Annotated in this window: 22 protein-coding genes, 1 other RNA gene and 3 pseudogenes; 10 read left to right on the top strand and 16 right to left on the bottom strand. The window is 58.6% G+C overall.

Features of this window, described 5'->3' with window-relative positions; genetic code table 11:
- The first annotated feature begins 157 nt into the window (after nucleotides 1-157).
- The 3 genes from H8B20_RS23925 to H8B20_RS23915 all read left to right on the top strand — a co-directional run bounded on the left by H8B20_RS23925 (nucleotide 158) and on the right by H8B20_RS23915 (nucleotide 4,978).
- Nucleotides 158-1,447 (top strand): phospholipase C/P1 nuclease family protein, encoded by a 1,290-nt coding sequence (locus H8B20_RS23925; RefSeq protein WP_210624810.1) that lies wholly within the window; start codon nucleotides 158-160, stop codon nucleotides 1,445-1,447.
- A 49-nt stretch (nucleotides 1,448-1,496) separates the two neighbouring features.
- Nucleotides 1,497-3,455: a DUF1302 domain-containing protein gene (locus H8B20_RS23920; RefSeq protein ID WP_210624809.1), complete on the top strand. Its 1,959-nt coding sequence runs from the start codon at nucleotides 1,497-1,499 to the stop codon at nucleotides 3,453-3,455.
- Nucleotides 3,456-3,604: 149 nt separating this feature from the next.
- Nucleotides 3,605-4,978: a DUF1329 domain-containing protein gene (locus H8B20_RS23915; RefSeq protein ID WP_210624808.1), complete on the top strand. Its 1,374-nt coding sequence runs from the start codon at nucleotides 3,605-3,607 to the stop codon at nucleotides 4,976-4,978.
- Nucleotides 4,979-5,237: 259 nt separating this feature from the next.
- Here the strand turns inward: H8B20_RS23915 and H8B20_RS28415 are convergent.
- The 3 pseudogenes from H8B20_RS28415 to H8B20_RS28405 all read right to left on the bottom strand — a co-directional run.
- A pseudogene (locus H8B20_RS28415) lies at nucleotides 5,238-5,834 on the bottom strand (methyl-accepting chemotaxis protein); the annotation flags it as partial.
- Between the two features lie 261 nt (nucleotides 5,835-6,095).
- Nucleotides 6,096-6,254 (bottom strand): annotated as a pseudogene (locus H8B20_RS28410) (HAMP domain-containing protein); the annotation flags it as partial.
- Nucleotides 6,255-6,359: 105 nt separating this feature from the next.
- A pseudogene (locus H8B20_RS28405) lies at nucleotides 6,360-7,124 on the bottom strand (methyl-accepting chemotaxis protein); the annotation flags it as partial.
- Nucleotides 7,125-7,409: 285 nt separating this feature from the next.
- On the opposite strand from H8B20_RS28405, the gene pmrG reads away from it, so the two are divergent.
- Together pmrG and H8B20_RS23900 are read left to right on the top strand one after the other, a co-directional pair.
- Nucleotides 7,410-8,081, top strand: a complete 672-nt coding sequence (pmrG, locus tag H8B20_RS23905) for a lipopolysaccharide core heptose(II)-phosphate phosphatase PmrG (protein ID WP_210624806.1) — start codon at nucleotides 7,410-7,412, stop codon at nucleotides 8,079-8,081.
- Complete coding sequence (locus H8B20_RS23900) at nucleotides 8,078-8,911, top strand: phosphatase PAP2 family protein (RefSeq protein WP_210624805.1); 834 nt, start codon at nucleotides 8,078-8,080, stop codon at nucleotides 8,909-8,911. Before pmrG ends, H8B20_RS23900 begins: the two co-directional genes overlap by 4 nt.
- A 113-nt stretch (nucleotides 8,912-9,024) precedes the next feature.
- Here the strand turns inward: H8B20_RS23900 and rimJ are convergent, their stop codons facing one another.
- From rimJ to H8B20_RS23845, 11 genes are all read right to left on the bottom strand, one after another.
- Nucleotides 9,025-9,612, bottom strand: a complete 588-nt coding sequence (gene rimJ, locus H8B20_RS23895) for a ribosomal protein S5-alanine N-acetyltransferase (protein ID WP_210624804.1) — start codon at nucleotides 9,610-9,612, stop codon at nucleotides 9,025-9,027.
- Nucleotides 9,613-9,918: 306 nt separating this feature from the next.
- On the bottom strand, nucleotides 9,919-10,290 hold the full coding sequence (locus tag H8B20_RS23890; protein ID WP_200611413.1) for a DUF6124 family protein: 372 nt from the start codon (nucleotides 10,288-10,290) through the stop codon (nucleotides 9,919-9,921).
- A 256-nt stretch (nucleotides 10,291-10,546) separates the two neighbouring features.
- Nucleotides 10,547-11,473, bottom strand: coding sequence for a hypothetical protein (locus tag H8B20_RS23885; protein ID WP_210624803.1), 927 nt, complete (start codon nucleotides 11,471-11,473; stop codon nucleotides 10,547-10,549).
- 134 nt (nucleotides 11,474-11,607) lie between these two features.
- Nucleotides 11,608-12,000: a transfer-messenger RNA gene (ssrA, locus tag H8B20_RS23880) on the bottom strand.
- 96 nt (nucleotides 12,001-12,096) lie between these two features.
- Nucleotides 12,097-12,372 carry a hypothetical protein gene (locus H8B20_RS23875; RefSeq protein ID WP_210624802.1) on the bottom strand — a complete coding sequence of 92 codons (276 nt, stop codon included), beginning with the start codon at nucleotides 12,370-12,372 and terminating at the stop codon, nucleotides 12,097-12,099.
- Between the two features lie 197 nt (nucleotides 12,373-12,569).
- Nucleotides 12,570-12,851, bottom strand: coding sequence for a hypothetical protein (locus tag H8B20_RS23870; RefSeq protein WP_047299691.1), 282 nt, complete (start codon nucleotides 12,849-12,851; stop codon nucleotides 12,570-12,572).
- 129 nt (nucleotides 12,852-12,980) lie between these two features.
- Nucleotides 12,981-15,791, bottom strand: a complete 2,811-nt coding sequence (locus H8B20_RS23865; RefSeq protein ID WP_210624801.1) for an FAD-binding and (Fe-S)-binding domain-containing protein — start codon at nucleotides 15,789-15,791, stop codon at nucleotides 12,981-12,983.
- Nucleotides 15,788-16,459 (bottom strand): LutC/YkgG family protein, encoded by a 672-nt coding sequence (locus tag H8B20_RS23860; protein WP_210624800.1) that lies wholly within the window; start codon nucleotides 16,457-16,459, stop codon nucleotides 15,788-15,790. Before H8B20_RS23860 ends, H8B20_RS23865 begins: the two co-directional genes overlap by 4 nt.
- Nucleotides 16,459-17,913, bottom strand: a complete 1,455-nt coding sequence (locus H8B20_RS23855) for a LutB/LldF family L-lactate oxidation iron-sulfur protein (RefSeq protein ID WP_210624799.1) — start codon at nucleotides 17,911-17,913, stop codon at nucleotides 16,459-16,461. Before H8B20_RS23855 ends, H8B20_RS23860 begins: the two co-directional genes overlap by 1 nt.
- Nucleotides 17,910-18,734 (bottom strand): (Fe-S)-binding protein, encoded by an 825-nt coding sequence (locus tag H8B20_RS23850; RefSeq protein ID WP_210624798.1) that lies wholly within the window; start codon nucleotides 18,732-18,734, stop codon nucleotides 17,910-17,912. Before H8B20_RS23850 ends, H8B20_RS23855 begins: the two co-directional genes overlap by 4 nt.
- A gap of 161 nt (nucleotides 18,735-18,895) precedes the next feature.
- On the bottom strand, nucleotides 18,896-20,590 hold the full coding sequence (locus tag H8B20_RS23845) for a lactate permease LctP family transporter (protein WP_210624797.1): 1,695 nt from the start codon (nucleotides 20,588-20,590) through the stop codon (nucleotides 18,896-18,898).
- Between the two features lie 261 nt (nucleotides 20,591-20,851).
- Here H8B20_RS23845 and H8B20_RS23840 point away from each other — a divergent pair, with 261 nt between their 5' ends.
- On the top strand, nucleotides 20,852-21,619 hold the full coding sequence (locus H8B20_RS23840; protein ID WP_042557575.1) for an FCD domain-containing protein: 768 nt from the start codon (nucleotides 20,852-20,854) through the stop codon (nucleotides 21,617-21,619).
- A gap of 82 nt (nucleotides 21,620-21,701) precedes the next feature.
- Here H8B20_RS23840 and smpB read toward each other — a convergent pair whose 3' ends face one another.
- Entirely contained in the window at nucleotides 21,702-22,184 is a 483-nt protein-coding gene (gene smpB, locus H8B20_RS23835; RefSeq protein ID WP_007900551.1) for an SsrA-binding protein SmpB, read from the bottom strand.
- Nucleotides 22,185-22,303: 119 nt separating this feature from the next.
- Between smpB and H8B20_RS23830 the strand changes: the two genes are divergently transcribed.
- The 3 genes from H8B20_RS23830 to H8B20_RS23820 are packed head-to-tail and all read left to right on the top strand — an operon-like array spanning nucleotide 22,304 to nucleotide 24,456.
- Complete coding sequence (locus tag H8B20_RS23830) at nucleotides 22,304-23,707, top strand: sodium-dependent transporter (protein ID WP_042557576.1); 1,404 nt, start codon at nucleotides 22,304-22,306, stop codon at nucleotides 23,705-23,707.
- Between the two features lie 7 nt (nucleotides 23,708-23,714).
- The gene (locus H8B20_RS23825) at nucleotides 23,715-24,149 is read left to right on the top strand and encodes a type II toxin-antitoxin system RatA family toxin (protein WP_016986510.1); all 435 of its coding nucleotides are present in this window, start codon (nucleotides 23,715-23,717) and stop codon (nucleotides 24,147-24,149) included.
- Complete coding sequence (locus H8B20_RS23820) at nucleotides 24,142-24,456, top strand: RnfH family protein (RefSeq protein WP_210624796.1); 315 nt, start codon at nucleotides 24,142-24,144, stop codon at nucleotides 24,454-24,456. The genes H8B20_RS23825 and H8B20_RS23820 overlap by 8 nt, the downstream gene beginning before the upstream one ends.
- Before the next feature lie 60 nt (nucleotides 24,457-24,516).
- Here the strand turns inward: H8B20_RS23820 and H8B20_RS23815 are convergent, their stop codons facing one another.
- Nucleotides 24,517-25,044: an outer membrane protein assembly factor BamE gene (locus H8B20_RS23815; RefSeq protein WP_042557578.1), complete on the bottom strand. Its 528-nt coding sequence runs from the start codon at nucleotides 25,042-25,044 to the stop codon at nucleotides 24,517-24,519.
- 97 nt (nucleotides 25,045-25,141) lie between these two features.
- Between H8B20_RS23815 and fur the strand changes: the two genes are divergently transcribed.
- A complete protein-coding gene (fur, locus tag H8B20_RS23810) occupies nucleotides 25,142-25,546 on the top strand; it encodes a ferric iron uptake transcriptional regulator (protein ID WP_016771770.1) in 405 nt (134 codons plus the stop codon).
- Nucleotides 25,547-25,575 lie beyond the last annotated feature (29 nt).

Genomic DNA, 25,575 nt, shown 5'->3' with positions numbered 1-25,575 from the left:
CGCAGCCTTCGGCAGCTCCTACAGGGGAGAGGGGCAAATTGCGACGACGCTCATATGGCGCTATCGGAGACCTTTTCTGGTGAGATTGGACAGTGTCAGCGGCGGGGTCGGTTGTTAGGCTCATCCCCCACGGCATCTCCAATAAGAATCACAAGCAATGAAGCTGACATTCCTCCTGTTGCTGCTTTTTGCAACGGCCCCGAGCGCTTGGGGCTGGTCGAACCATACGGTGGGCAGCTACCTGTCGTTGCAGGATTTGCCCGCGCTGCGGGATGCGCCGCAGGTCGAAGTCGAGCCGCTGGAGCAGTTTCTCGCGCAGCAATATCCGGCCGTGGTTGCGCTGCTCGAGCAACAGGAACGCTTCGCCCGCGAGCACTTCGCCCAATACCCTCCGCGCCCCGACAATCTGCAATTGCCCGCTGTGCCGGGGGACAACCTGCGCCACGATTTCCTCACCGCGCTGCGCATCAATCCACAGATACATCTGGCGATGGTGATCCAGCCTTTGCCGGGCAAGGATCTGCCCGAACGCGAACACCTCGGCGCCGGGCAAGTCATGGTCGAGCAGACGCTCTCGCCATGGAATCGCCAGCGCTTCATCGTTGTCGCTGACGGCGAAAAAGTCGCGCCGCTTGCGGTGCTGGCCAGCGCTGCCGACGAACCGGATTACGGTCACGACATCAATCTGTTCAGCGACAACCCGGGCGAAGTCGGCGCGGTATACGGCTTCGGCCCGCAGCCTTTTGGCGATGCGCGGTTTCAGTACAGTTCCCAGGCTCCTTTCCACATGGGGTTCTTCCACGAGAGCCCGGTGGTGTATGCCGCTGCCGGTTTTCTTGAGCGCAGTTGGCCGCACTGGCGCGCGTATCAATACATGGGCCTGGCGCGACTGGCGTTTGCCAGCGGCCATCCCTATTGGGGCTATCGCTTTCTCGGCTGGGGCCTGCACCACGTCCAGGACCTGACCCAGCCGTATCACGCCAAGCCGTTGCCCGGCGTCGATCTTGCCAGCCTTCTGCTGCTGGAAGGTAAGGCGCTGGCCGGTTTTGCGGGCGACAAACAGGCGTCAATCGAGCGTGTTGCGACGCGGCATATGGAGGTCGAGAAATACCAGACGACCTGGCTGCGACGCTTGCTGCGCGCCGGGCAAGCGCATCCGATGCTCGACGCTTACACCGATTTTTCCCAGGACAAACAGTATCCACCGTACTCCGTGGACTACCTGCGCGAGGTGGTCAGCGCCGAGTCTGTTGATGACTCCGCCGCGTTCGATGAAGCCATCGGTCAGTGGCTGGAGACGGCGCCGGTCACCAATGATTTCAGCAGCGGCAATCAGTTGCGCCGGGAAGATTTCGATCATCCGGCACTCAATCAACAGCTGTTCAGACTGCTCGGCCATTTCGGCGCGCACAGCCGGATTTATGTCAGTGCGGGACTAGCGCCCTAGCCATCGCGGCAGGACCAAAAACAATAAAAAAACAGGGAAGGAGGAAGAGATGATCAACACTCGATTGCGCCTGTCTGGTGCGGTGCTACCCGGTGTCGGCCTGGCAGGGCTGCTGCAACTCTGCGCGATCGACGGGGTGCAGGCCGCCGAGTTCAGTGTGCTGGATAAACAGGTCACCGGTTCGTTTGACACGACCTTGTCTTATGGTCGCTTGTGGCGGGTGCAGGGGCGCGACAAAACCAACGATGACGTCAATACCAACGACGGCAATCGCAACTTCGACACCGGGCTGGTTTCCGAGGTGTACAAAATCACCTCGGAGCTTGAGGCCAACTATCAGAACTACGGCCTGTTCGTGCGCGGCACCGCGTTCTACGACACCCAACTGATGGATAAACGCAACGATTACTACCGCAACAACAATCCGTCACAACCGAGCCAGAGCTACCCGCAGGACGACCGCTTCACCAGCCAGACCCGCGACATCGCCGGCACCCGGATCGAGATGCTCGACGCTTACGTCCACGGCAGTTGGGACGTCGCGCAGATGCCGGTGACGGCGCGCGTCGGCCGTCAGGTGTTCAACTGGGGCGAGGGGATTTTCTATCGCGGCGGCATCAACACCACCAATCCGGTGGACGCGGCCAAGTACCGTTTGCCCGGCGCCGAGGTCAAGGAAGTGCTGGTGCCGGTGGAGGCGCTGAGCTTCAACATCGGCCTGACTGACAGCCTGACCCTGGAGAGTTTCTACCAGACCAACTGGAAGGAAACCCGCATCGATCCGGTCGGCACGTTCTACTCGCAAACCGATCTGTTCGCCGACGGTGGCAACACCGGCTACAACGATTTCAGCGGCACCGCTCTCGACACACCCGTGCCAGGATTCGGCAATGTCATCGGTCTGTACAGCGCATTGGGCAACAACCCTTTGCTCGGCCCGGTCCTGCAATCCACCGGGCTGTACGCCAACGGCGTGACCCCGGCATACGGCAATACGCTCAAAGTGGCGTCCGTCGGCAAGGACTACAACGCGCGCAACGACGGCCAGTTTGGTTTTGCCTTTCGCTACATCGCCGAACAGCTCAACAGCACTGAGTTTGGCCTGTACCTGGTTAATTACCACGCCAAGGAGCCGACCATTGCGGCGGATCTGGGTGGGTACAACGGCATCGACATGAACGCCCTGACCAACCTGTTGGCCGGTGTCGCCGGCAGTCAGGCCGGGGCACTCGCCGATGGTCTGGCCACGGCGGATGTGATGGGCAACATCCAGGCGCATCGGCGCTATGCCGAAGACATCCGCATGTACGGTTTCAGCTTCAACACCACGTTGAGCGAGGCCTCGGTGTTCGGTGAAGTGGCCTATCGGCCGAACCTGCCCATCGGCGTTGCGGCCACCAACGACCTGATCGGCGATCTGGCCAACGGTGCGGCTGCGGCGGTAACGGGCCAGTCGATCAATGTCGGCGGGCAAATGGTCACCCTCGACAGCCAGATCAACAACGCCGAGCGCGTTGAAGCGTTCAATACCTCGCTTGGCACCATCTACAACTTCGGTCCGACCGGGTCGTTCGACTCGTTGTTCGGCATCTTCGAACTGGCCTCCGAGCATTTGCGCGGCAGCAACCTGCAATACACCGCTTTCGACGGCAGCAATCGTTATTACGCCGGCACCGGTAACTATTCCTATGTGTCCGGCGGTGAGCGTGACGATCAGGTCAACCGCGATTCCTACAGCTACACGGCGATGCTCAACGGCACGTGGAACGACGTCTACGCCGGGGTCAACGTCTCGCCGTACGTCGTCTACAAGGACGACTTCAAGGGCAACAGCTATCAGGCCGGCAACACCATCGAAGGTCGCAAGGCCTACACGCTGGGGATCAAGGCCAACTACCAGAACAAGCTCGAGGCCGAGTTGCAGTACACCGAGTTCTACGGCGGCGGGCAGAACAACGGCATTCGCGATCGCGACAACGTCGGGTTCAACCTCAAGTATTTCCTTTGAGTTTCAGACGCAGTTTCTGGGGCACTCATTTTCCCTGTGGGAGCGGGCTTGCCCGCGATGACGGCAGCACATTCGACATCAATGGTGGCTGACCCACCGCTATCGCTGGCAAGCCAGCTCCCACAGCTTTCTGCATTCTGGAGAAGATCATGTTTCACACTTCAAGGCTGACAAAAACATCACTCGCGTTGTGGCTAAGTTTGGCCGCCGGCACTGCACTGGCCGCCATCACCCCCCAGCAAGCCGAACAACTGAAAACCACCCTGACTCCACTCGGCGCCGAGCGCGCCGGCAACGCAGCGGGCACTATCCCGGCCTGGACCGGCGGCATCACCCAGGCCCCGGCAGGCTACAAACCGGGCCAGCATCACCCCGATCCGTTTGCAGCGGACAAACCGTTGTTCACCATAACCAAAGCCAATCTCGATCAGTACAAATCCCATCTCAGCCCGGGCCAGATTGCGCTTTTCAACAGCTACCCCGACACCTTCCAGATGCCGGTCTATCCTTCGCGTCGATCAGGTTCGGCGCCGCAATGGCTGTACGACAACACCCTGAAAAATGCGACCTCGGCCAAGCTGCTCGAAGGTGGCAGCGGGTTCTCCGATGCCTATGGCGGCGTGCCGTTCCCGGTGCCCAAGGATGGCGTCGAAGTGCTGTGGAATCACATCACCCGTTATCGCGGCATCTACGTCGTACGCCGTGCCTCCGAGGCGCCGGTCCAGCGCAACGGCAGCTTCGCGCTGGTGACCTCGCAGCAGGAAGCGCTGTTCAACTATTACCGTCCCGGTGGACAGTTCGCCGACCTGAAAAACATCCTCTTCTACTACGTGGCATTTGTGAAAAGTCCGGCACGGCTGGCGGGCGGTGCAGCACTGGTGCACGAAACCCTCGACCAGCTCAAGGATGCGCGCCAGGCCTGGATCTACGACGCCGGCCAACGTCGCGTGCGCCGCGCGCCGAACCTTGCGTACGACACGCCGATCGCCTCATCCGATGGCCTGCGCACTGCCGACGACACCGACCTGTTCAACGGTTCGCCGGATCGCTACGACTGGAAGCTCAAGGGCAAGCAGGAAATCTACATCCCCTACAACAACTACAAAGTCGCCAGCCCCGACGTGAAGTACGCGCAACTGCTTACCCCGGGCCACCTCAACCCGCAATTCACCCGCTATGAGCTGCACCGCGTGTGGGTGGTGGAAGGCAACCTCAAACCCGGTTCGCGGCACATCTATTCCAAGCGCGTGCTGTTTCTGGATGAGGACAGTTGGGGGGCTGCGCTGGTCGATCAATACGACGGGCGAGGGGAGTTGTGGCGCGTGTCGATGGCCTACCTGAAAAACTTCTACGACCTGCCCACCACCTGGAGCGCGCTCGACGTTTTCCACGACTTGCAGGCACGCCGTTACTACGTGCAGAACCTCGACAACGAAGAATCGGAAACCGTGGACTTCGCCCAACCTGCGCCTGAGGACGCGTACTTCATGCCGTCGGCATTGCGCCAACGCGGCACCCGATAAAGCGCCACACAACATCCCCTGTAGGAGCTGCCGAAGGCTGCGATCTTTTGATCTTGTTTTTAAAACCAGGATCAAAAGATCGCAGCCTTCGGCAGCTCCTACATAAGGCGGGGAAATTCTGAGGTGTCTGTTCTAACGCAATCGCGGGCAAGCCCGCTCCCACACGTTCTGAGTCGAACACAACATCTGTGAACGACTCAGAACCCTGTGGGAGCGGGCTTGCCCGCGATTGGTTTTTGGCATCAGCGCGAAATCAGGATCAAACGCGGAAGTGGCTCACCATCTGCTGCAGCTGACCACCCAACCGTGCCAGTTCAACGCTGGACTTGGCGGTTTCATCACTCGCCGCGGCGGTCTGCTCAGACACGTCGCGAACGTTGATGATGCTGCGGCTGATCTCTTCGGCCACGGCGCTTTGCTGTTCGGCAGCGGCGGCGATCTGCTGGTTCATCGACTGGATGTTCGACACCGTGCGGGTGATGTTTTCCAGCGATGCACCGGCCTTGCGGGTCAGGGCGACGCTGCTGTCGGTCAGGGCGCGGCTGTTGTTCATCACTGTCGAGACCTGCTGGGTGCCGTTCTGCAAACCGGCGACCAGGCCTTCGATTTCTTCGGTGGATTTCTGCGTGCGCTGGGCCAGGCCACGGACTTCGTCGGCGACCACGGCGAAACCACGACCGGCTTCACCGGCACGTGCCGCTTCAATCGCGGCGTTGAGCGCCAGCAGGTTGGTCTGTTCGGCGACGGCTTTGATCACGTCCATGACGCTGCCAATCTTGTCGCTTTCCTGTTGCAGCACGCTCATGGCTTCAGTGGAACGCGCCACTTCGCTGGCCAGACGCTCAATCTGTGTGATGGCCTCGTTCACGACCTTGTCGCCTTCACGTGCTTCGCCGTCAGCTGCAGCGGCTGCTTGCGAAGCCTCTTCGGCGTTGCGCGCGACTTCCTGCACGGTGGCAGTCATTTCGTGCATGGCGGTGGCGACTTGATCGGTTTCGATCTTCTGGCTGTTTACACCGGCACTGGTCTGCTCGGTAACGGCCGACAACTCTTCGGCAGCACTGGCGATCTGGGTCACGCCGTCGCGGATGCCGCTGATCAAGTCGCGCAGGGTGACGCCCATGCGCGCGATGCCTTGTTGCAGCACACCGAGTTCGTCGCGGCGGGTGACGGTGACGTTCTGGGTCAGATCGCCGCTTGCGATGCGCTCGACCACGGCCAGGGTTTCTCGCAGTGGGCGGGTGATCTGACGGGTGATGATGACCGCGGCAATCACGCCAACCAGCAGGGCCAGCAGGGTGCTGATCAACTGGAAGGTACGCGCCTGAGCGCTTTCGGTGTCGCGACGATCAAGCTGAATCTGATACAGCTGCTCGCTCAGGGTCACGATGGTGGCGCCCTGATCGGTCATTTCCTTGCGTGCCTGCACGGCTTCGCTGTTGGCGTTTTTATAGGCCATCAACGCGCTGCGATAATTGGTCAACGCTGTTTCCAGCTGACGCAGGGCATCTTGCTGAGTATCGGCGAAATGCACGTTCAGAGGTTTGAGGCTGGCGATCGCCACGTCGATTTGGCCGATGGCTTTCTGCTCGGTTTCGGCGTTGGTGGTGGCGGTGTAGCCGCGCACTTCGTAACGGGCGAGGATGAACGCTTCCTTGGCCGCACTGATTGCCTGGAACTGCTCGAAACGCTGCTCGCTCATGTCCATTTGCTGAACGCGCTTACCGATCGACTCGATCAGGTTGTACGCGCTCGCGGCGTTGACGCTCATGGTGTCGCGCGCGGTGTTGCCGGTGCGATAAGCGTTACGCATTTTGTTCAGGGACGTCTGGTATTCGGCGATGGTCGCCGCCTGCTCCTTGAGCAGTTTGACGTTTTCCGGGCTCTTGAAGCTGCTGATGAGCTTTTGCTGTTGCGCGGCGAAGCCGTCGAGGGTGGTCTGTACATTCTGCGCGGCGGTTTCGTCGCCGTTGGTCAGCATGTATTGCAGGCGCACCACTCGCAGTTTGGTCAGGCTGGAGTTGAGCTGGGTGATGTCGCTCATCCAGTTACTGCGGTCAATCAGGCCGCCCAGGCTGGTCCAGCCGGTCAGGGCCAAAACGCAGGTCAGTGCCAGGACAAGGCCGAAGCCCAGGCCCAGTTTCATGTTCACGCTGATGTTGCCGAACCAGCTATTCATCACAATATCCTCCAGAAACTTGTGTTTCTTGATCGTCGGTAAGCTGGAAGATTGTTGTTTTTTGAGCCAGCAAGGGTGTTAGCAGGTCTGTATCGGCAGCAAACGCGAGAGCTGAAAGGTTTTTTGTCTGACAGAATTTGTAACAAGCTATCCCAAGACTTTTTTCACATGGGTTTCACTGGCTGCCCACGCGGGCGTCGGTAGCTTTGTCGCATCGAATGACAAGTGATGCATGCTAGCGAGGCGGCTTTTGTGGAGTTGAGACTGAATCTGTTTGGCGTCAATCGCTCGTTTGATCTGAGTGGTCTGGCCCGTTTTCGGAACACCTGGGTGGTGTTGGCGGCATCGGTGCTGGTGATTCCGTTGACCCTGTGGCTGCTCGCACCGGCTGCGGTGCCGGATCTTGCCCACGGCAACATCGCCGGCGCGCAGGCGTTGGCGCGGGGATGGGCAGAGGGCGACATGATCGTGCTGGTGCGCCACGTCGAGCGCTGCGATCACTCCAGAGCGCCGTGTCTGAGTGGCCGTGATGGCATCACCGACCGCTCGCGCACTGCAGCTGTTAGCGTCGGTGCGCAGTTCGAGCAGTTGGGCCTGACTAACGCCGATATCTACAACAGCCCGACCATGCGTACCGTGCAGACCGCCGGTTACATGTTCAACCATGCCGCCACTGGCGACGACTGGCTGATCAACTGCAAGGGTCGCATGTTGCGCGATGCGCTTGCCCACAAGATCGCCGGTCGCAACCTTATTCTGGTGACGCACAGCGAATGCATGGAACAACTGGAAAAAGATCTGAAAGTAGCGGGCTCCGCCCTCGGTTACGGCGCTTCGTTGTTCGTTTCCGCTGCCAACCCGGCGGCTCCACAGATGCTCGGGTTTATCGAAGCCTCCGACTGGCGCACGGTGACCAACCGATGAACGCTCGTTTTTACGCTTATAACTTCGGCATCCCGCTGGCCTGCGCGGCGCTGGTGTTTTTACTGTTCGACATGACCCGCATCGACATCGCCTTCAGCAACCTTCTGTTCGATCCGCTGACCCAGACCTTTCCGCTCGACAAGATTCACTTGTTCGAAAAAATCACCCACAAATGGGCGCGGATCATCCCCAACTGGACCGCCGAAATTGCCCTGATCGGCGCCATGCTGTCGGTGGTCTGGCCGCTGGTCAATCCGCAGAAGCATCAGCGACTTGGCGCCTTTCTGGAACGCAGCAAAGTCGCTCCCGTGTTGCGATTTGCCGCTGATCACCGTAGGGATTTTCTGTTTGTGGTGGTCGCGTTTGCGGTCTGCACGGGCGTAATCCATTTCCTCAAATCCCACACCAGCGTTTACTGCCCGATCGAGACGACGTTGTACGGCGGCAAAATGGCCCACATCGAGTGGTACAGCAATTTTCAGCTGTTCCATGAAGCCGGTAGCGGCCGCTGCTGGCCGGGCGGGCACGCCTCTGGCGGCTTCACTATGCAGGCGCTGTACTTTGTGGGGCGCCGGTATCAATGGCGCTTTTCCAGCGCGCTGTTGTGGGGCTCGTTGTTGCTTGGTTTCATCTACGGCACGACGCGAGTTCTGCAGGGCTGGCACTACATGTCCCACACGTTCTGGGCCGCAATCTTTGTCTGGTTCGCGTGTTTGCTGACGGCGCTGGCGTTTTATGGGCGGGCGCGGTTGGAGAGACCTGTGTTGCAGAAACATGAACAATGTCTGCCCGCCCAAACCCCGTCAGGTCTGGAAATGCCGTTCAATTGACCAACGGATAAGCGATGGCGAGGGAGCTTGCTCCCTCGCCACACTGATTCAGTCGCTGACGAATCAGCGCGCCGCCCGACCATAAGCCGCCAATGCTGAACAAATTGTGAATCTCACCCCAGCCGCCGTGACCAGCGCTGATCCGGTGCTTCGAAGCCCGGATTGACCAGCGCAGTCAGCACATGATCCTGCCAACGTCCGGCAATGTTCAGATACGCCTTGGCGTAGCCTTCCTGCTCGAAGCCCAGTCGCTCCAACAAACGCGCACTGCGCTCGTTGCCGGGGATGTAATTGGCCATGATTCGGTGCAGGTTCTGGGTCTCGAACATGTAACCGATACCGGTCTCCAGCGCTTCTTGCATCAGGCCCTGGCCTTGCTGAGTTGCGTCGATGTGGTACCCCAGATAACACGCCTGAAACGCCCCGCGAATGATGCCGCTGAAATTGCAGGCGCCGATCATCTGCTGGCCGTCCGCGCTCAGCAGCGCGAAATGCATCGCCAACCCGGCTTCGAAGGCGCTGGCCTGGATCTCGAGACGGCGGCGAATCTGTGCAGTGGAAAAATAGTCGGTCGTACGAATAGGCGACCACGGCGCGAGGTGGCGCTGGTTGCGTTGATAGAAATCGCTTTCCAGTTCGGCCTGATCCGGGGCCAGGATGGCGAGCGTCAGGCGTTGGCAGGGCAGGGTCAACAACGGCATCGGTCGCTCCGGGCAGGGGTGTCAAAGGACAGAATTGCCCGGGGCGCCCGAAAATACAAACGGGTTGTGAATTGCCTGCTCCTGCACGGGAAGTTGCGGGGGTATCTGAGGTGAGTCGGTTTACTGAAGGCAGCCAGACAACAGGCAAAAAAAAGCCCGCGGGAGAGCCGCGGGCGAACCGTAGTTTCTTGAATGAGCGAGCGGACTTTACAACGTTGGCTAAGTCGCAGCAGTGAAGAAAAATTCATCTCGATGAGCTGCCCTGACCCGGTCTGATCAGCGGTCGGTCTGCGCCTACTTCAGCGATCAATGGCGCACTTCAGGTGGCGGTGAAGCGGGCGATCCCTGCTGCACAACTTGATCTCGTGCCCGGCAAACCACAATCTCGGCCAATGCGCTCAATTGCTTGATGGCCACCGCAATATGGCGCTGGGAGCCGTCGCACTCATCGGCAAAGTTTGCGCTGATGAGCGCGAGGGATTCGAGAAGATCACTGGCATGCGTGAGCAGGGTCATCGTGTCGACATCTTCGCGCACGCTGAACATTTGCTTGAGCGGCACGGTACGGCGGGGTTTTCTTTGGTTTGAGCCTGTGACGCTGGCGTGGGTTTTCTGGCTGGGCGTTTGCGCGTCGGCCGGGACCGGACCGACAAGCGTAAGTCGGGTGATTTTTTTCATGACGTAGCTCCGTGGAGTGAACGATCTCGGCGGCTGCGGCCTGGCAAACCGCCCGCTGGATGGCAGCGAAGCGTGGAGGGTAGCGCCGTGGAAATTGGTGCACCAGTTCATGAAAGTCGACGCGTGTTGAGGGAAGTTTCCTAGGACGTGAAATGTAGGAAGTGAGACCAATGAATGGATAACTGCCGGGGGGCTGTGGGTTTAGAAACGCTCGTTGCGGCGAGCTCTTTCTTGTCGACTGGAAAGAGCGTCTGGCTCAATACTCCGTCACCTTGTCCTCACGCAAAATCCACCCTGCCTCACCCGCCACCAACTTGTACTGAACCTGCCGCATCTTCCCCGTCCGGCCCGCACCCGCGTCGGCGCTGTTGTAAACCGGGAAGCGCTGCACCAGCGCGTTCTCCACTACGGCAAATGAATCTTCACCCTGATATCCATCGGCGATTTTCGGGTTTTCGCTGATGGGCGGCAGATAGATTTCGCTCAGGGATTTTTTGTTGTTGGCGGAATAGGCGATCAGTTCGCCCGGCATACTGCGTCCAGGCGTACGGGTGAAAATGTAGATCTCAGGTGAGCCGTCGTTATTCAGGTCGCCAATCTCGGCGCGGACGATGTTGCCGTTGAGCGGACGGGTTTGCACCGTGTTATCGATTTCCAGGCCCTTGGGTTCGATACGCACGATGGATTTGCCATCGACCTGATCCGCTTTTACATGAAAGTGGATGTCCTGCAGTTCCAGGTTCTGGTCGAATGCCGCGTTGTTATCCACAGCGTCGCCGTTGGCGAGGCTCAGTGAAATCGCGTAATCGGCCACTTCATTGCGCCGGGCAGCATTGCGCATCAGATAGACCTGCACCGTGTACTCGCCATCGGCGGGCAGCGAGCCGAGAAAGTGATTGCCCATCATTGAGCCGTTGAACAGGGCGTAATCGGAGTTTTTGGCGGTGATGTTGAAGTAGGCAGACGTGTTGGTGGGCTTGAAGTCCACGGTCAGTATCTGCCCAGCCTTGGCGTTGAGTTTGTACTCAGCCGTTTTATAGCCCTTGATCGACTGCTTGAACTGCACACTGCCATAGCCGCTTTTGTAGGTGACCTGCTGGATTCTTGGCGAGATGTCGGTAGTCGCGGCGTGGGCAGACAGTGAAAGTAGGGCCGCCAGTGCGGCGCCGAGCCAGATGTTCATGAGATTCCTTGGGTTATTGCCTAGGTATCCCGAAGCATAGAGCCGGGGTGGCACGCCCGTCCAATCGAGCTGGCGATCAAATCCCGATCTCCAGATGCGACAAAGCCCGCACTGGGCGGGCTTTGTCGTTGAGTTGGTGGAGCCGGGGGGATTTGAACCCCCGTCCGCCAGTACTCCGCTGTCGGTACTACATGCGTAGCCGTTTCTATTAAGTTAACCCTCAGCGACCCGAAGGGCAGGGTGCTTTGGGCGAGTTGTGTAAGTTTTAGCCGCTTCGTCCACAACGTACTGCACGGCGATTCTGTTCTATATGACAATCATTTTGGGTTTACAGACATCCCCTGATGATTGCTGGACCCGAAGGTACCAGAAGGGAAGGCTAAGGCTGCTTACGCAGCGAGAGCGTATTCCCCGTAGGTTTCGTCATTGGCAACTATAAGAAGTTGCAACAGTGGATTAACGAGTTCTGTTACCAACTCGGCATGCACCTAAAGTTTCGCAACCGGCGTCGAATCCTAAACGGCCCCGAACTCATTGCTCTGTACATCTTGGTGAGCAACAAGCCTGCGCAGTGTACGCCAATCGGCGGACAAGGCCAACCCGAAGGTTGGCCTTCTGGTACGTCATTTATTTTCAGGATTACGAGTTTGTATTTTGGTGACTACGTTGGAAGTGATCGCAACGCATTCCTTGTCATTCCCGGCTTTTTGAGCCATTTCGGCTTTCTCCCGGGCGGCTTTGATGTTGTCGTCGGCATTTTCCGAAAGAGCCGGCTGGCTGGTCTCGAAGTCCTTGATAATTTGAAGATTCCCGGCACAAAGGTCTTTGTCTGCCGCAAATACCGGCGACGTTAGCAGGGCACCGGCGATGAACAATCCAGCAATTGCAGAATGCTTCATAGGTATCTCCTAGAACGGTTGGTCTCGGTGCTGCCGGGCGGTCTGGCGGCTATTCCGAGGTCGCTACAAGCCTCGTTTGCTTGGGGCTTGATCAATCGACTATAGCTGCGCTCAGGAATTCGGTTTTTTTTTACACATGGTATGAAAAGGTTGGTTCACCAAAACATGTCGATGAGGCCGACCCAGTCGGTCCGTGATCATTTCTTGGTGTCACCCGTAGACTTCTGGATTTCCAGAAGGGTTTGCTGGGTTTCAACAAGGCACTCGTCTGTTTTGCCTTGGGCCTTGAGAGCCTGTGCTTTGCTGACACTCGCCGAGACGCGCGCATTCAGATCCGGTGACGTCTGGTATTGGGCCTTGGAGTTGTCGATTGTCTGCAAATTCGCATCGCACAAGCTGGACGGTTTGCTATCGGCGAACGAAGTGGACGCCATCATCGAGGCAGTAACGAATAGACCGAACAGTACAGAACGCTTCATGGGAATCTCCTTGCACTGAGGAATCCGGACTTCGCTGGCCGTGAGTAGGGTCAACGAAAGAAGGACAGGCCCCGACTGTTCGAGGCCTGTTCTGTGGACTACCGTCCCGCTCAAGGGTTCTGATTTTCTTCAGCAGGCCTTCGCCCGGGTGACCCGATCCACCAGATAAACCAGGCCGTGATAGTCGATCCCGCCATGTTGCGTCAGTCCGATTTCGCACGTCCGGCTCGTGGAAATCCCCTCACTGCAATGCTGCACCGCGTCCTTGAGCGTGCGCAGCGAGTGGCTGTTCAGTTCCGGCGTGGTAAAGCCCTTGTCCCCCGCGAAACCGCAGCAATGAATGCCTTCCGGAATCACCACGTTCCTACTGCACTTGCGCGCCAGATCAATCAACGCCTGGCTCTCGCCCAAATGCTGAGTGCTGCACGTCACATGGACGGCGATCGGTGCTTCCTGTGGCGTGAAATCCAGCCGATCGAGCAGATGCGTACGAATGAAACGCACCGGGTCGTACAGATCCAGGCGAACATCTCCCACGTCCTGCACCAACCGCAGCGTGCACGGACTGGTGTCGCAATAAATCGGATCGAGCCCGCCGCGACTGGCGTGGAGCAGCGCGCTGATCAGCTCCTGACGCTTATGCTCGGCCTGTTCGGCATAGCCTTTGGAGGCGAATGGTTGGCCGCAGCAAAGGTTGTCCTGATTGTCGGGGAAGACCACTTGGTAACCGGCCTTTTCCAGCAGTCCACGGGTTTTGTCGTATAGCGACATCTGCTCTTTGTCACCCGCCGCCGGCCCCATGACCCGCGAGACGCACGCAGCCAGATAAACCACTCGAGGGCGTTCGTCCGACACATTCGGACTGAAGCGAATGGCTCTTTCCGGTTGTGGCATCGCGTTCGTCCACAACGGCACTTGGCCCTTGGACAAGCGGGTCAGCGTTGCCGATAACTTCGCCAGACGCGGCGCCCCCAGCAACATCCGCGCTCCATTCGCCACATGCAGCGTGAAGCGCGCGCCTTGCAGCGTCTTGGCGAAATTTCCTTCGATCCAGTCAGCGGTTTTCTTGTGCGTTGCGTGTCGGCCGCGAAGCTTTTTCACCAGCTCGCCGGTATTGATGCCTACAGGACAGCGTTGTGCGCAGAGACCCGTTGCGGCGCAGGTTTCGATGCCTTGGTACTCGTAGGCTTTTTCCAGTTCAGTGGTGTCGATCCCTGCGCGTTTTTTCGCCTGAATGTCGCGCCAGATCACGATGCGCTGGCGCGGGCTCAGGGTCAGGCCTTTCGACGGGCAGACCGGTTCGCAGAAGCCGCACTCGATGCACTTATCGATAATTTCGTCAGCCGCCGGCAGCGGTTTCAAGTGCTTGAGGTGGATCTGCGGATCTTCGCTGAGCACCACGTCCGGGTTGAGAATACCGTTAGGGTCGAGCAGACGTTTGAGCTGCCACATCAGTTGGTAGGCGTCGCTGCCCCATTCCAGCTCAACAAACGGCGCCATGTTGCGCCCGGTGCCGTGTTCGGCCTTGAGGGAGCCGCCGAACTCCACCGCCACCAGTTGCGCGACGTCGTCCATGAACGCTTGATAGCGTGCGACTTCTTCCGGGTTGTTGAAGCCTTGGGTGAAGACGAAGTGAAGATTGCCTTCCAGCGCATGTCCGAAAAGGATCGCCTCGTCGTAGGAATGTTTTTCGAACAGTTCGATCAAGCGGTTTACGCCGATCGCCAGTTGTTCAACGGGGAAGGTCACGTCCTCGATGATCACCGTGGTGCCGGTTTTACGCACGGCGCCGACGGCGGGGAAGGTGTCCTTGCGGATCGCCCAGAGGCGTGCGTTTTCAACGGGGTCTTCGCTGAAGTCGACCTGCTTTTCTACCGGGAAACTGCTGATCGACGCCATGATCTGCGCCAGTTGTTCCTGCAGCAACGTGGAAGAGGCGGCGCGGGATTCGATCAGCAGGGCGCAGGCATTGTTCGACAGCAGCTGTACGAAAGCGGGCATGCCCGGTTTGTCCTGCACCGAGCGCAGGCTGCGTCGATCCAGCAGTTCTACCGCTGACACAGGCTGGCTTTTCAGCACGGTGACTGCGTTGCAGCAGGTTTCCACATCCGGGAATACGATCAGCGCTGAAGCCTTGTGCGGATGGTCGATGACGGTGTCGTAAGTCACCGCGCTGATAAAACCGAGTGTGCCTTCGGAGCCGACCAGCAAGTGGCTCAAGATATCCACAGGCTCGTCGAAATCCACCAGGGCGTTGAGCGACAGGCCGGTGGTATTTTTCAGACGATATTTGTGGCGGATTCTGGCAGCCAGTTCGGCATTGGAGCGGGTCTCGCGGCTCAACGTCGCCAAGCGATCAAGCAGATCACCATGGCTTGCACGAAACGCCGCGATGCTGGCGGCGTCTTCAGTATCAAGTCGCGTGCCGTCGGCCAGGACCAAGCGAATGCCTGCCAGCGTGTGATAAGTGTTTTGTGCGGTGCCACAGCACATGCCGCTGGCGTTGTTGGCGACGATGCCGCCGATTTTGCAGGCGTTGATCGAGGCCGGGTCCGGGCCGATCTTGCGTCCGAATGGCGCCAGCCACGCGTTGGCCTGCGCGCCGATCACCCCCGGCTGCAGACGGATTTGTGTGCCTTGGCCACGTATTTCGCGAGCGTTCCAGTTATCCCCAAGCACGATCAGCACCGAATCGCTGATCGCCTGACCGGAGAGACTGGTGCCGGCCGCGCGAAAGGTCACCGGCACATGATCGCGCTGTGCCAATTGCAGCAGCTTCACCACTTCATCTTCGGATTCAACGCGGATCACCAGTTGCGGAATCAGTCGATAAAAACTGGCGTCGGTGCCGAAGGCCAATGTCGACAGCGGATCGTCGAAGCGGCGATCCGCCGGAATCAGTTGTTGCGCATCACGCAGGAAATTCGCCGGAAGCGTCATTGGTCCTCCAGGATCAGCACGACGAGGTCTTTCGGGCCGTGGGCGCCGTAGGCCAGCACTTGCTCGATGTCAGCGGTTTTCGACGGGCCGGACACCAGCAACGCGTTGGTCGGCATGCCTTGGGCCCATTGGAGTTCATGTTGCACCTGGTAGAAGTTGTCGCGGATTTCGCTGGCCTTGAGCAGGGCGAAATGTACGGGCGGCACCAGACTCATCAGGCGCGGTTCTTCGCGGGTTGGCCAGAGAATCAGGCTGCCCGTGGCGGCAATGGCCCCCAGGGTGCCGGTGAGACTGGCCGGGGTATCGTTGAACAGTTCGGCTTTCCATTCTTCCATCGGCCGGACGTAGGATTTCAGCGCCGGCAGATCAGGATTGTTCGCCCAGTGTTGAGTGATTTTTGCCCCGTGAGGTGTCGTCGGTGCGATCAACAGACTCGGCAACTGACGGTCGTGCAGCAATTGTGCGAGCAGTGCAGGCCATTCCTCATCGCACGTCAGATGGATCTCGGTATGGACCGCTTCCATCAATTTGCGCAATTGCGGAATGCGCTGTTCGGCGCTGTAGGTGTACGGCTGAGTTACCAGTTCTACGTCGAAATCGTCGGCAATCGGCGTGGCGCCGATCAGACTTTTGCGCAGTTTGCCGAGGATATTTTGCTTGGCGCTCATCAGCGGTCTCCCTGTTTGGCCAAGTGCTCGCGGGCCATGTCGTGCAGTGAGCGGGCGGCGGGTTTGGGGGCGCTGTGATTCTGCGTCCATGGGCCAACATTGTTGGGCGTGAGGGCGCGCAAGCGCGTGGCGAAAAAGCCGAATAGCCGATACAGCGTTGGCGAGCTATTGAGCTTGGCCCAGGCGTTCCAGATAAAGCGTTCCTTGCGCGAATACTTGCTGCCCTGACCGCGCATCACTTGATGAGGACTGTCCGGGGCTTTGACGTTTTCTTCGCGTAGGCGACGTAGCAGCGCGGGGATAGGAATTTTTACCGGACACACTTCACCGCAGGCACCGCACAGCGAAGACGCACTCGGATGATCCGGCACCTTGGCCAGGCCGACCAAGTGTGGGGTGATGATTTTTCCTATAGGGCCGGGGTAAACCTCCCCATAGGCGTGGCCGCCGATTCGCGTGTAGACCGGGCAATGATTCATACAGGCGCCGCAGCGAATGCAGTTCAGGGTCTGGCGCAATTCGCTGTCGGCAAAGGCCTGGCTGCGACCGTTGTCGAGAAGCACCAGGTGCACTTCTTGCGGGCCGTCGAGTTCATGCTCCTTGCGCGGGCCGGAGATCATGTTGACGTAAGTGGTGATCGGAATGCCCAGCGCCGAGCGGGTCAGCAGCGATAGCAGCGGCACCACGTCGCGCAGATTTTCGACGACTTTTTCGATGCCGGTGACGGCGATGTGCACCGGCGGCACGGTAGTAGTCATCCGGCCGTTGCCTTCGTTTTCCACCAGCAGCAGGGTGCCGGTTTCGGCCACGGCGAAGTTGACGCCGGAAACGCCGATGTCCGCTTCGAAGAATTTCTGCCGCAGGACTCTGCGACCGATCTGAATGAGTTGGTCAACGTCCTTGGTGTATTCCACGCCAAGTTTGTCGTGGAACAAGGACGCGACCTGACCGGCATTCTTGTGGATCGCCGGCATAATAATGTGTGAAGGCTTCTCGTGGTCGAGCTGGACGATGTATTCCCCCATGTCGGACTCCAGACATTCAATGTCTTGAGCCTCGAGGAAATGGTTCATCTCCATCTCTTCGCTGACCATCGATTTGCCCTTGATCACTTGCCGCGCCTCGTGAGCACGGATGATCGATAAGACGATACCATTGGCCTCGTCCACCGTTTCCGCCCAGTGCACTGTCACACCGTTGCGGGTCAGGTTCTGTTCCAGTTGCTCGAGCAGGTCGGGCAACTTGGAGAGCGCGCGGGCTCTGATCGAGTTGCCCAGTGCGCGCAAATGTTCTCTTTCGTGGGCATCGCCAAAAGCCGCTGCCCGCTTGGTCATCAGTGAATCCATGGCAGTGCGGAAATTGTTCCGTAACTGCGGGTCACCCAAAGCGTTGTGCGCCCGGGTGCGGAAATCTTCTTCTACGGCGACCGTAGGAATAATCGCGGAAGTGCTCATTGCGCACCTCCGGTTCGTTGCCACAGGAAACTGGCCAGATGTTGGCCGCGCAACGCTTCCTGTTGTTTCTCCAGCGAGCCGTTGATGTTCATCAAGCAGCCGCAATCGGCACTCAAAATCCTGTGTGCGCCGGATTCCTTCAACGCCCGGGTCTTGTCAGCCACCATCGCGCCGGAAATGTCTGGCATTCGGACGCTGAATGTCCCGCCGAAGCCACAGCATTCGCTTTCGTGGTCGTGGTTGACCCGTTCCACATTGCTCAACTGCGCCAACAACTCGCGGCCGTGCAGGTGGGTGTTCATCTCGCGACGCGCAGAGCACGACGTGTGCAGCGCGACTTTTACCGGCTCGCCGCTGTCCTTGAGCTGCACTTTGCAGACGAACAGCAGAAACTCTGCCAATTCGTAGGTTCGTGCCGCGAGGGCCTGAACCTGTTTCAAGGTTTCTGGCTCATCCTTGAACAAGTCGGCGTAGTGCTCGCGCAACATGCCAGCGCAGGAGCCCGATGGCACCACCACCGGATAATCCCCGGCGAACAGTGCCAGTTGCGAGCGCGCCACCGTCCGCGCTTGCTCGGTGTAACCGGAGGTGTAGGCCGGTTGTCCGCAGCAACTTTGCCCTTGCGGGTACTCGACCCGAATCCCTTCGCGCTTCAGCAAATGGATCGCGTCCATCCCGGCTTCGGGGTAGAACAGATCAACCACGCACGTCCCGAACAGATAGACCCGCGACGGTTTCTCGCTGGGGTATTGCCGAGGTTCGGGCAGTGGCGGTGCCACGCGGGTCGCGTTCGGCACGGCGTTGTAAAAAAGCTCGCTCATCAGGCGTGTCTCCGGGTTGTCCCGGTTATCCGTCCGCTGAGGCTGCTGAATATAAAGAGTGTTGCTTTCAGCAGCCTTACAGACCGGGTTGTGAATTGCTGACGCCGGAATCACGAACCGGCGTCGGTTATTTCAATGTCGTTTGCAATCTTCTTTTAGGTTTAGTGCACCAGCATGCCGGTGAGCCAGTAGGCCTGAGCCAGCGTGATCAGACCGACGATCGTTGCAAAGAATAGGCTGTGCTTGAGGGTGAAGCGGAACAGATCCGATTCCTTGCCGACCAGACCGGTCGCAGCGCAGGCCACGGCGATCGATTGTGGCGAGATCATCTTGCCGGTGACGCCACCGCTGGTGTTTGCCGCGACCAGCAGGGTGTCGTTGACGCCGATCTGGTGCGCGGTGGTGGCTTGCAGCGAACTGAAGAGGGCGTTGGACGAGGTGTCGGAACCGGTGAGGAATACGCCCAGCCAGCCCAGGAACGGTGAGAAGAACGGGAACGCTGCGCCAGTACCCGCCAGCACCAGAGCCATGGTCGAGGACATGCCGGAATAGTTAGTGACGAACGCGAACGCCAACACCATGCCAATCGACAGAATAGGCCAGCGCAGTTCGTAGAAGGTCTCTTTCAAAGTGGTCAGACCAGTTTTGAAATTGATCTTCAGCACCAGCATCGAGATCAGTGCGGAGAAGAAAATCGCCGTGCCGGTCGCGGAAATCGGATCAAGTTTGAACACGGCTGGAATGGCGGTTGGCGCGGCCACGATCGGTGCAGTCTTGATCACCAATTGATCAAGGTGCGGAATCGCGAAGTTGAACACCCACGCGTACATCGAGCCGCCGGCAGCGAACATTGCTTTGAAAGGCTTGAGCGTCCAGATCGTCACCAGCACGGTGAGGATCAGGAACGGCGACCAGGCGATGAAAATTTCCCAGAGGCTGTAAGGCGAAACCGCGGTGGCGCGCTTCTGGCCGAAACCGCCGACGCTGCCGATGATGGCGGTGCTGGAAGTCGCGCCGGCGATTTGCGCGCCAGCGGTACGTTTTGGCTGCCAGATTTTCAGGAACAGTGTCAGGGAGATCAGGCTCGCCAGGGCCGAGGTGATGTCCGGCAGTTCCGGGCCGATGAAGTTCGAAGTGAAGTACTGAGTGATGGCAAAGCTCAGGCCCGCCACCAGCGCGGCCGGCCAGGTTTCACGCACGCCGCGCATGCCGTCCATCATGAACACTAGCCAGAACGGCACGAATAGCGACAGCAGCGGTAGCTGGCGACCGGTCATGGCGCCGATTTTGAAGGCGTCGATACCGGTGACTTGGCCGGCCACGATGATCGGAATCCCCAGAGCGCCAAACGCAACCGGCGCGGTGTTGGCGATCAGGCACAGGCCTGCGGCGTACAGCGGGTTGAAGCCCAGGCCTACAAGGAGTGCCGCGGTAATCGCGACCGGCGCACCGAAACCGGCGGCACCTTCCAGGAATGCACCGAAGCAGAAACCGATCAGCAGCACCTGCAGGCGCTGGTCATCAGTAATCGACAGTACGGAGCTGCGAATAACTTCGAACTGACCACTTTTGACTGTCAGCTTGTACAGGAACACCGCCGCGACAATGATCCAGGCTATCGGCCACAAACCATAGGCGAAGCCATACCCGGCAGCGGCAAACGCCATGTCGACCGGCATCTGGAAGGCGAAAATAGCCACAGCGATGGACAAGGCAAGCGTGATGCTGCCGGCCACATGACCTTTGAGGCGGAACACCGCCAACGCGAGGAAGAAGAAAACGATGGGAATGACGGCCGCGAGAGCGGAAACGCCAAGACTGCCGAGCGGGCTGTAGATCTGTTGCCAGGTTTGCATATGGGGTGGCCCCTAATTGTTGTTGGTCAGGCACTGTCAGCGTCCTTGGTTAATTGGTAAGACCAATTTACAATCGCTGTTGGCTAGGGTAAAAGCCTTGATGCGGGTGTGTCAATTTGTCGCCCTGAAACTTTTGTCTAATGAGCGGTGCAGACGTCATCTGATTCGGTTCGGGCGGTGTCGTCTGGTAGGTGTCGTGATGGCGCCGATAGGCCAGAATAGAGAGCCCGGCGAGCGGTCGGGCTCGTGGAGAAGTGAGTTATGGGGTTTGATCAGATACGTCAGCGCCGTTTGTCTGACGATATTGTCGAGCGGCTCGAGGGGATGATCCTTGAAGGTACGCTGAAGTCCGGTGAACGGCTGCCGGCTGAGCGCGCACTGGCTGAGCAGTTCGGGGTTTCACGTCCATCGTTGCGCGAAGCGATTCAGAAACTGGCGGCCAAGGGATTGCTGGTCAGCAAGCAGGGCGGTGGCAACTACGTGGTGGAATCGCTGGGTTCGACGTTCAGCGATCCACTGCTGCAACTGCTCGAAAGCAATCCTGAGGCGCAGCGCGATTTGCTGGAATTTCGGCATACCCTGGAGGCATCGTGTGCCTATTACGCTGCATTGCGCGCGACCGATGTGGATCGCGAGCGACTGACTGCGGCGTTCGAAGAGTTACAGGACTGCTATTCGCGTCATGACGAAGTGAGTCGGGTGGAAGAGGGCGCGGCGGATGCGAAGTTTCATCTGGCGATTGCCGAGGCCAGTCATAACGCGGTGTTGTTGCACACGATTCGCGGGTTGTTTGATTTGCTCAAGCGTAACGTCGTGACCAACATCGGCGGCATGTACAAACAACGCACGGAAACCCGCGACATGCTGATCACCCAGCATCGGGAATTGTATCTGGCGATTATTGAGGGGCGTGCGGAGCAGGCGCGGGAAGTTTCCAGTCGACACATCTTGTATGTGCAGGAAGTGCTGGAAGAGGTGCGGCAGGAAGTTCAGCGCATGGCTCGGGCGGAGCGGCGCAAGGGGATGTGATTTTTAAAGCAAAAGATCGTCCGGTCACGGCCCGAGCCTGCGGCGGCCGCGATCGGACGATCTTTGCTTTTTGGGGGGAAGACTAGTCTTCCTTGCCCTTGTTACGCACAGCACGCTGCAACTCACGACCGGCGTCGCGTTCGCGCTCGGTGTCACGCTTGTCGTATTCCTTCTTGCCCTTGCCCAGAGCAATCTCGCACTTGACCATGTGCTTGCTCCAATACCAGGACAGGCATACGCAGGCGTAACCCTTTTGCTGCACTGCCGCGGCGAGCTTTTCCAGCTCTCGGCGGTTAAGCAGCAACTTGCGCGTGCGCGTCGGGTCAGCGATGACGTGGGTGCTGGCGGTCATCAGAGGCGTGATATGACTGCCGAGCAGCCATGCTTCGCCATCCTTGAGCAGCACGTAACTGTCGACCAGTTGCAGCTTGCTTGCCCGCAGACTTTTTACTTCCCAGCCGGCCAGGACCAGACCAGCCTCGAACTTATGCTCGATGAAGTAATCGTGTCGCGCCTTTTTGTTCTGCGCGATGGTCCCTGTTGGGTGTTTCTTCTGTTTAGCCATAGGGGCGGCATTATATGGAGATAAACGGCTGTCGGCTACGGTGATGCTGCGTGCTTGAGCAGGTTGAGTGAATCCCGGACAATGCGGCCTCTTTTTCTAACGCTTGGGCGTGATAAACGATGTCGACAGACAAGGTTTCTGTCCACGGCAGTTGGGCTAGCCGCTGGGTATTCATACTCGCCGCGACCGGTTCGGCCGTGGGACTGGGTAGTATCTGGAAGTTCCCGTACATGGTCGGGGTCTACGGCGGCGGTGCCTTTGTGCTGATGTTTCTGGCATGTATCGCGTTGATCGGGATCCCGGTCATGTTGGCTGAAACCCTGATCGGGCGGCGTGCGCGGCAGAGTCCGGCCAACGCTTTGAAGGTGCTGGCGGTAGAAGCCGGGCATTCGGGCAAGTGGTCGTGGGGCGCGTTCGCCGGGATGATCACGGCGTTGTTGATCCTGTCTTTCTACAGTGTGGTCGGCGGCTGGTCGCTGGATTACATCATCGATATGGGGCGTGGCGACTTTCAAGGTGCCACGGCCGCTCAGGTCGGTGCCTACTTCGGTAATGTGATCGCTGATCCATGGCGCCTGACACTTTGGCACACGATTTTTATGCTGCTTTCAGCGCTGGTGATCGCCAAAGGCGTGGTCGCCGGGCTTGAACGCAGCTTGCGAATCATGATGCCGTTGCTGTTTGTGATGATTCTGGTGCTGCTCGGCTACAGCATGACCACCGGGCATTTCATGGAAGGCGTGCATTTCATGTTCGACTTCCACCCGGAAAAAGTCCTCGACGGATTACTCCCGGCGATGGGCCACGCATTCTTTTCGCTGAGCGTGGGCGTCGGATCGATCATGATCTACGGCGCTTACATGCCGAAGAATTCGTCGCTATCTGGCACGGTCGTCGGTGTGGCGCTGCTCGATACGTTTGTATCGCTGGTGGCCGGTCTGGCCTTGTTCCCTATCGTGTTTGCCGCGGGCCTGAACCCGAGCGAAGGCCCTGGCCTGATGTTCGTCAGTCTGCCATTTGCCTTTGGTAACGTAGCGTTCGGCCAGTTGATGGGGGTAGTGTTCTTCGTGCTGGTGGCGGTTGCCGCCTGGAGTTCGGCGATTTCCCTGCTGGAGCCGATGGTCGCGTACCTGGTTGAACGCACGAAAATCAGCCGCGCCTGGGTGACATTCTGGTTGGCTTTTACCTGCTGGTTCGTCGGTCTGGGCACGGTGTTTTCCTTCAATATCTGGAAGGAAGCCAAGTTTTTCGTGAACGAAGGCGGGATGTTCCACCTCTATCAATGGGGTGCGGCAAGCGGTCTGGACTTCTTCGGCGTGATCGATTTCTTCACCTCGCGGATCATGTTGCCACTCGGTGGTTTGTGTTTCGTGTTGTTTGCAGGCTGGGTGATGGGCCGTGAAGCAGTGCGCGACGAGTTGTCGATCCGCAATCCGGCGCTGTTCGCCCTGTCCCTGTTCTTGATGCGCTATGTGGCGCCCATCGGCATTCTTGTAGTGTTTGCCGCTCAGCTCTGGAAGTAACGCTTACATGACGACACATATTCAACGATCGGCGCTGCTGCCTTACCCGGCGCAATTTCTCTACGACCTGGTCAATGACGTGGCGCGTTATCCGGAATTTCTGCCGTGGTGCTCGTCTGCCGAGGTGTTGGAGAGCTCGCCTGAGCATATGCGTGCAAGTGTCGGCGTGGCCAAGGGTGGCCTCAGTCAGCATTTCGTGACGCGCAATACGCTGGTGCCGGGGCAATCCATCGAGATGAACCTTGAAGAAGGCCCGTTCAATCAGTTGCACGGCGTCTGGGTATTCAAGGTACTGAACGAGAAGGCCTGCAAGATCAGCCTGGACCTGTCGTTCGACTATGCCGGGCCGTTGGTGCGAGCCACGCTGGGGCCGCTGTTCAATCAGGCTGCGAACACGCTGGTGGATGCATTCTGTCAGCGTGCCAAACAGATGCATGGTTGAGTCGGTGATCGAGATAGAGGTCGTGTATGCGGCCGTTGATCGTCAGGTCTTGCGCGCGGTCAGTGTCCCCGAAGGGGCGACTGTGCGTGATGCCTTGTTCAAGTCCGGGATTGGCGATGAATTCCCTGAGCTTGATCTGGCCGAATGCCCGGTAGGGATCTTCGGCAAAGTAATCGTTGATCCAGAGGTTCGCCTGATTCAGGCGGGGGATCGCATCGAAATTTATCGGCCGTTGCTCGCCGATCCGAAAGAGGTGCGGCGTTTGCGTGCTGCCAAGGCAGCTGAGGCGAAAGCTCGAAATCAGTAAGAAGCCAAACGGCAGGCAATAAAAAACCCGGAATTTCCGGGTTTTTTATTGCGTCGCAAATTATTGCGGCGAGGTGTCCAGCGGCTCTGGCGTCGGAACCGGAACGGTTTCTACACCATCGACGTCCTTCTGGATCTGATCCAGCAAGGAACCTGGTTTCACCGGTTTTTCCGGTGTTGGCTTCTCGGCGTTTTCAGCAGGAGCGGTCACGTTGGTGCCACTGTCCTTGCCGAGAATGGCTTCGTCACGGCTCACGCCCGGCATAAAGTCACCGGACAGGCTGACGAGCTGGTCGTTTGAGTTGAAAATAACACTCATGCGTTCCTGCTGACGTTCACCGCCACCAGGTTGCAGGCTATACAGATAATCCCAGCGATCGGCATGGAACGTGTCGGCAAGCAGAGGGTTGCCCATGATAAACCGTACTTGCGGCCGGGTCATTCCCGGGCGTAACTGGTCTATCATGTCCTGCGTGACGACATTGCCCTGCTGGATGTCGATTTTGTAAACCCCGGGGAATGAACAACCGGCGAGTGCGAGCAGTCCCACAAAGGTGAAACTGGTTAGCAAGAGCTTGGTGTTTTGCATCGGTGGGCGACTTCCACTATCTTGGCTGGGACAACGTAAACGCCGATCATACCCGTATTAAGAGAAGCTGCGAAGCAGCATCGCGAGAAAGCTGACCATGGTTGAAAATAGCGAACTACGCAAAGCTGGCCTCAAAGTGACCCTGCCACGGGTCAAGATCCTGCAAATGCTCGACTCTACAGAGCAGCGTCACATGAGTGCCGAGGACGTCTACAAGGCGTTGATGGAAGCGGGCGAGGACGTCGGTCTGGCCACGGTTTACCGTGTTCTGACCCAGTTCGAAGCCGCTGGCCTGGTGGTCCGTCACAACTTCGACGGCGGCCACGCTGTGTTTGAATTGGCCGACGGTGGCCACCACGACCATATGGTCAACGTGGAGTCCGGTGAAGTGATCGAGTTCTTCGACGAAGAAATCGAAAAGCTTCAGAAGTCGATCGTCGAGAAGCATGGCTTTGAGATGGTTGATCACAATCTGGTGCTGTACGTACGCAAGAAAAAGTAAGCATGTCGCGCGAATTTCAGGTTCGCGAA

This window comes from Pseudomonas sp. P42 (assembly GCF_017973755.1).
GTDB classification, from domain to species: Bacteria; Pseudomonadota; Gammaproteobacteria; order Pseudomonadales; family Pseudomonadaceae; genus Aquipseudomonas; species Aquipseudomonas iridis.
This window is presented reverse-complemented; position numbering and strand designations above follow the sequence as displayed.